At 23.0% G+C, this 6,303-nt stretch carries 7 protein-coding genes; 6 read left to right on the top strand and 1 reads right to left on the bottom strand.

Features of this window, described 5'->3' with window-relative positions:
• Positions 1–217 precede the first annotated feature (217 nt).
• On the bottom strand, positions 218–1,228 hold the full coding sequence (locus R4I97_RS12015; RefSeq protein WP_335785276.1) for a hypothetical protein: 1,011 nt from the start codon (positions 1,226–1,228) through the stop codon (positions 218–220).
• Between the two features lie 469 nt (positions 1,229–1,697).
• Here R4I97_RS12015 and R4I97_RS12010 point away from each other — a divergent pair, with 469 nt between their 5' ends.
• Genes R4I97_RS12010 through R4I97_RS11985 form a run of 6 tightly spaced genes read left to right on the top strand, consistent with a single transcriptional unit; the run spans position 1,698 to position 6,297 of the window.
• Positions 1,698–2,441, top strand: a complete 744-nt coding sequence (locus R4I97_RS12010) for a ParA family protein (protein WP_335785275.1) — start codon at positions 1,698–1,700, stop codon at positions 2,439–2,441.
• 2 nt (positions 2,442–2,443) lie between these two features.
• A complete protein-coding gene (locus R4I97_RS12005; protein ID WP_335785274.1) occupies positions 2,444–2,683 on the top strand; it encodes a hypothetical protein in 240 nt (79 codons plus the stop codon).
• Positions 2,684–2,696: 13 nt separating this feature from the next.
• The gene (gene rfbF, locus R4I97_RS12000) at positions 2,697–3,482 is read left to right on the top strand and encodes a glucose-1-phosphate cytidylyltransferase (protein ID WP_335785273.1); all 786 of its coding nucleotides are present in this window, start codon (positions 2,697–2,699) and stop codon (positions 3,480–3,482) included.
• Positions 3,467–4,531, top strand: a complete 1,065-nt coding sequence (gene rfbG / locus R4I97_RS11995) for a CDP-glucose 4,6-dehydratase (protein ID WP_335785272.1) — start codon at positions 3,467–3,469, stop codon at positions 4,529–4,531. Before rfbF ends, rfbG begins: the two co-directional genes overlap by 16 nt.
• Positions 4,532–4,533: 2 nt before the next feature.
• Entirely contained in the window at positions 4,534–5,070 is a 537-nt protein-coding gene (locus tag R4I97_RS11990) for a dTDP-4-dehydrorhamnose 3,5-epimerase family protein (RefSeq protein WP_335785271.1), read from the top strand.
• A gap of 15 nt (positions 5,071–5,085) precedes the next feature.
• A complete protein-coding gene (locus R4I97_RS11985; RefSeq protein WP_335785270.1) occupies positions 5,086–6,297 on the top strand; it encodes a class I SAM-dependent methyltransferase in 1,212 nt (403 codons plus the stop codon).
• Positions 6,298–6,303: the final 6 nt, after the last annotated feature.

The following is a 6,303-nucleotide window of genomic DNA, read 5'->3' as shown; positions in this document are numbered from 1 at the left end:
CTAAGAGAAGGTTATAGATTCAACAATTTTTCTGAAAATAATAATATATATACATATAAGATAAATAAAATAAATAATGATGAAGAAAATTATAGCGAAGAGAGTATTGACGATTTTATTTTCTAAATACTACAATATATAATAATATTGTTATAAAACTACAACAATATTATATATTATTATGATAAAGTATTACATTGTTATAACAATGTAATACTTAGTTTAAGACTTCAAAATTAGGTAAGCTTGCTTTATCCCTATGTAATGATACCAATATACTATCATTTTTTATTTTTAAAGCATAAGGTAAAACATTAATTTTATCTATAAGTCCGTCTTGTCCCATTTGATTAAATAATTCTAAACCTTTTTTAATAAAATTATATGCTTTAGACTTATCTTTCAAAAAAACATTATCTCCTCTTGATTGAGTATTCTGTCTAAAACATTTTTTTATTATATCTTTAAAATCGTATTCTATCTCATCGCTTTTTCCATTATCATGAAGACATAAATATAAAAATAACTGTCTATAATTTATAGATTTTCCAAAATTACCATATTTGGTGAATTTAGGGTTATCTTTATATTTGTTAATACTATGAACAATTTTTGCCTGCAATTGAGACGGTATTCTAATATAACCTTCAGTTCCTTTAGCACCAAATAAACAATTCCAAATAGGTTTTAAAAATTCAATAGCATAATAATAGACTTCACCATTAATATTTTTTAAATTTTGTATTTGATCATTAGTATCTTTATTTATTATGCTAAATCTTATAGCATCTGTATGTATAGAATGTGTTGCATTTAATGGATATATTTTTGGTTTCACAGGCATGCCGTCTTTATCTATTCTGTTAAGTGTTCTATATACATCTACTTCTAATATTTTTCTCTGTTCTTGAAATTCTCCTAAAGTAGCATCAAAAAAACTATTCTTAGAAGTATATATTAAATAATGAGTCTCTAAATTATTGTTTTTTCTATGTATATATTTATCATCTTTATAAAAAGTACACATATAATTTATAAAATCTATTACATACGGATATGCCCCATTTAAGTTAAAATATTCATCTTTTAAAATACCTAACTTTTTTTCTATTTCTAATTTTTGGGCTTGCGAAATATCATATTTTGTAAAAGTTTCAGCTTTAGCTATTAATCTAGGAGCATTAATAGGATTATTAATAAATTTATTTTTTGATATAGTTCTATTCATACTATAATCCAACCTTTAGAATAATATATCAAAGAATTCAAATTTTGTCAAAGCATAATAAATATATAATATTATTATAATAATATTATATATTTATATTATATATTTATAATAATATTATATATTATATAATAAATATAATATTATTTATATACACCTCATATATTAAAAAATTAAAAAACAATAAATACAAAACTATCACCTTTTAATACATAGTAGTCTATTTTGAAACGTATATAAAAAATAGTAGTCTATTTTGAAACGTGCAGTAGTCTATTTTGAAACGTGCAGTAGTCTATTTTGAAACATATTTTAATATATAATAGTCTATTTTGAAACATTTTCCTATTTTATTTTAAATATTCTTAATAATAAAAAATTTTAAACTTGATAAAAATATGATAAAAGTGTATTATTTTTTTTATATAAAGTATTACAAAATTATAACAAAATATTATCAAGGAATAAAATGATAAAATCTATAGCTTTTCATATACTAAAAGGTGGAGTAGGAAAAACAACACTATCAGGAAACATAGCATATAAAATATCAGAAACTAAAAAAACTATATTAATAGATTGTGATATACAAGCCAATTCAAGTAATTGGTTTTTAAAAGAAAATATAGATCATGAATTATCTGAATGTTTACAAGGATTACCTTTACAAAATGCTATAAAAAAAATAAAAGAAAATCTATATATCATACCTACAAAACCAAAAGATAGTTCTTTAAAAAACTATGCAGAAACAAAACTCTTTCAGGAACCATTTATATTCGAAGATTTAAATACAGAATTACAAAAATTAGGATTTGAGTATGCTATATATGATTTAAGTCCTTCAATAAGCCAATTAGAACGATGTATTTTATTATCAATAAACGAAGTTATAACTCCTATAACGCCTGAATACTTTTCATTTGACGGTATAGAATTATTTTATAATGAACTTCAAAAAATAAATAAATCATATAGGAAAAAAATAAAATATGATAAAATAATAATTAATTTAATTAACAAGTCATTTGAAACTCATAAACAATATTTAAATATTTTACAGAATTTAAAAAAATATAATATATATAAAGTAAGGCAAGATAGGAAAATAGCTGATAGCCAAAAATACAATCAAACTATATATCAGTATTACCCAAAAAGTAATACAATAGAAGAATTAAATAAAATAGCAATTGATTTAATAGGAGCATAGGAATGCCAATTAACAAAGCAAATAATACTTTATTAGAACAAGTTCAAAATTCAAATTTATTTAAAGACAGTGATAAAAAGAATTATACTAATAAAAAATTAGAAAGTACCATAGTTATAAAGATAAGTGAAGAACATAAAAAAATATTAGAAAATTATTTTAAAAATGAAAAAGGTCTTGCATTATCAAGCGGAATAAGACAAATAGTTTTTGAATACATGAAAAATTATAATTTAATATAAAAAAGGAAAAGATATGAAACTTGTTATATTAGCAGGTGGTCTTGGTACAAGACTTGGTGAGGAAACATATATAAGACCAAAACCATTAGTAGAAATAGGGGGACGTCCTATTATATGGCATATAATGAAATATTATTCATTTTATGGAATAAATGAATTTGTTATTTTATTAGGATATAAAGGATATATGATAAAAGAATTTTTTGATAATTACAGAAGACATTTATATGATATGAAAATAGATTTTTCAAACAATACTTCTGAATTTATGAAAAAACAAAATCATAAAGATATGGAAAAATGGGTCATAGATTTAATAGATACAGGTGAACATTCTATGACAGGTGGTAGATTAAAAAGAGTTCAACATCTACTAAAAGATGAAAATACTTTTTGTATGACTTATGGTGATGGTCTTTGCAATGCCAACATAAAAGATGAAATAGAATTTCATAAAAAACACGGAAAAATAGCAACTATGTTAGCTGTATTTCCTCCAGCTAGATGGGGTGCTATAAATATAAATAAAGAAAATTTAATTACAGATTTTATAGAGAAACCAAAAGGTGATAATACATATATCAATGGGGGGTTTTTTGTGTTAAATAATAAAATATTTAATTATTTAGAAGATGATTCTACAATATTTGAACAAAAGCCTCTTAAGAATTTGTCAAAAGATAAGGAACTAATGGCATTTAAACATGATGGTTTTTGGCAATGTATGGATACGCAAAGAGATAAAAGTATATTAGAAGATATGTGGTCAAAAGGAGATGCTTTATGGAAAAAATGGTAATGAAAAATATAGTTAATTATTTTAAAAATAAAAAAATATTAATAACAGGACATACTGGTTTTAAAGGTTCTTGGTTTTCAAAATTATTAATAACTTTAGGTTCAAAAGTATATGGTATATCATTACAGCAAAGCAAATTATCTTTATATAATTTAATTAATTTAGATAATGAAATGAATTCGTATATAGAAGATATAAGAAATTTTGATAATTTAAAAAAAATAGTAGATAAAATAAATCCTGATATAATATTTCACCTAGCAGCTCAACCTTTGGTTATAGAAAGTTATAATAGGCCAATATATACATTTGAAACAAATGTTATAGGTACGATTAATATAATGGAAACTATAAAAAATTTAAATAATATAGAATCTGTTGTTATAATAACAACAGATAAAGTTTATGATAATAAAGAATGGGTTTGGGCATATAGAGAAACAGATTCTTTAGGTGGTTATGATCCTTATTCAGCATCTAAAACTTGTGCAGAAATAGCAATAAAAAGTTATAGAAAATCATTTTTTAAGAATACTAATATAGTAAGTGCAAGGGCAGGAAATGTTATAGGTGGGGGTGATTTTGCTGATAATAGAATTATTCCAGATATAATAAGATCAATAGAAAAAAATATTTCAGTAGAACTTAGAAATCCTAATAGCGTTAGGCCTTGGCAACATGTTTTAGATGTTATTTATGGATATATTTTATTAGCGTATAATGCAGCAAACAATAAGAATATATCAGAAAGTTATAATTTTTCCCCAATAGATGAGGGAGATAAATTTACTGTTGAATATATAACAAAACAATTTATAAAAGATATAGGTAAAGGAAGTTATACTATTAATATTCAAAATACTAGTAAAAAAGAAATGGGTATGTTGAGGTTAGATTCTTCTTTAGCTAGAAAAGAATTAAATTGGAATGAAAGATTTAATACAGAAGAAGCAATACATCAAACAGCTATTTGGTATAAAGAATATTTGAATAAAAGTGATATTATTAATATTACAGAAAAACAAATAAGAAATTATATAGGAATTTAAAAATGTTTATAGAGAAAACTAATATAGATGAAGCCTATATTATACAAAATAACTATATAGAAGATGAAAGAGGATATTTTTTAAGACTATTTTGTAATGATGAATTAAAAAAATTAGGTATAGACTTTGAAGTAAAACAATCTAGTCTAAGTTATAATAAACAAAAATATACCATAAGAGGAATGCATTATCAAAAATTTCCTTATGCAGAAATTAAAGTAGTAAGATGTTTAAAAGGTAAAATTTTTGATGTAATTGCAGATATAAGAAAAGATTCTCCTACATTTGGACAATATTATTCAGTAGAGCTTTCAGAGAATAATTGTAAGATGCTTTATATTCCTCCTTATGTAGCACATGGTTTTCAAACACTTGAAGATAATACAATGGTTTGTTATTTTATGGGAGCTTCTTTTGTTGCTGAAGCTTCTAGCGGATTTAATTGGCTTGATCCATTCTTTAATATAAGATGGCCAAATTTAGAAAATGTTATTATTAGTGATAAAGATAAAAATATGTCTTTATTTAATAAAAAATAAATTGGAGATATAAGTATGAAATGTCGTCATTGTCAAAAAGAATTAAAATGTGAATTTATTAATTTATATAATTCTCCTCCTTCTAACTCATATCTAACTAAAGAAGAATTAAATTATCCAGAAATATTATATCCATTAAAAATATATGTATGTGATAAATGTTTTTTAGTACAAATAGATGAATATAAAAAAAGTAATGAAATTTTTAATTCCAATTATGCTTATTTTAGTTCATATTCACGTTCATGGTTAGAACATGCTAAAAGATATGTAGAATACATGATTCCAAAGCTTAATTTGACTTCAAATTCATTAGTTACAGAAATAGCAAGTAATGATGGATATTTGTTGCAATATTTTAAAGAAAATAATATCCCATGTGTAGGTATAGAACCTACACATTCTACTGCTAGTGTTGCTAGGGAAAAAGGGATTAATGTTATAGAAGATTTCTTTGGTTATGAATTATCTAAAAAACTAGAAAAATCTGATTTAATATTAGGAAATAATGTTTTAGCACATGTTCCTGATATTAATGACTTTGTTAAGGGTGTAAAAAATTTATTAAAAGAAAATGGTACTGCTACTTTTGAATTTCCTCATTTGTTAAATCTTATTAATAAAAATCAATTTGATACTATATATCATGAACACTTTTCATATTTATCTTTAATAACAGTAAAAACTATTTTTGAATCTTTTGATTTAAAAATATATGATGTTGAAGAATTAAAAACACATGGCGGAAGTTTAAGAATATTTGTATCACATAAAAATAATTCTATAGAAATAAGCGATAATGTCAATAATGTAATAGAAAATGAGATGAAATATAATTTAAATAATATAAGCGGATATACTAACTTCGATTCTAAAGTAAAAAAAATTAAATTTGATTTATTAGAATTTCTATTAAAAGCTAAAAAAGATAATAAAAAAGTTGTTGCTTACGGAGCAGCTGCTAAAGGTAATACATTACTTAATTATTGTGGTATTAGATCTGATTTAATAAATTTTGTCGTTGATGCTTCACCTCATAAACAGAATAAGTATATGCCTTTGAGCCATATACCAATAGTTTCAGAGGATAATATAAAGATATATAAACCAGATTATGTATTAATACTTCCTTGGAATATAGAAGAAGAAATTATGGAACAATTAAGTTATATAAGAGATTGGAATGCTAAATTTATTACAGCTATACCAAATCTATGTATAAAATAAAATTTA

It is taken from the genome of Brachyspira pilosicoli (assembly GCF_036997485.1).
Classification (GTDB): Bacteria; Spirochaetota; Brachyspiria; order Brachyspirales; family Brachyspiraceae; genus Brachyspira; species Brachyspira pilosicoli_C.
The sequence above is the reverse complement of the archived record's forward strand: the minus strand, read 5'-3'. Positions and strand labels throughout refer to the sequence as shown.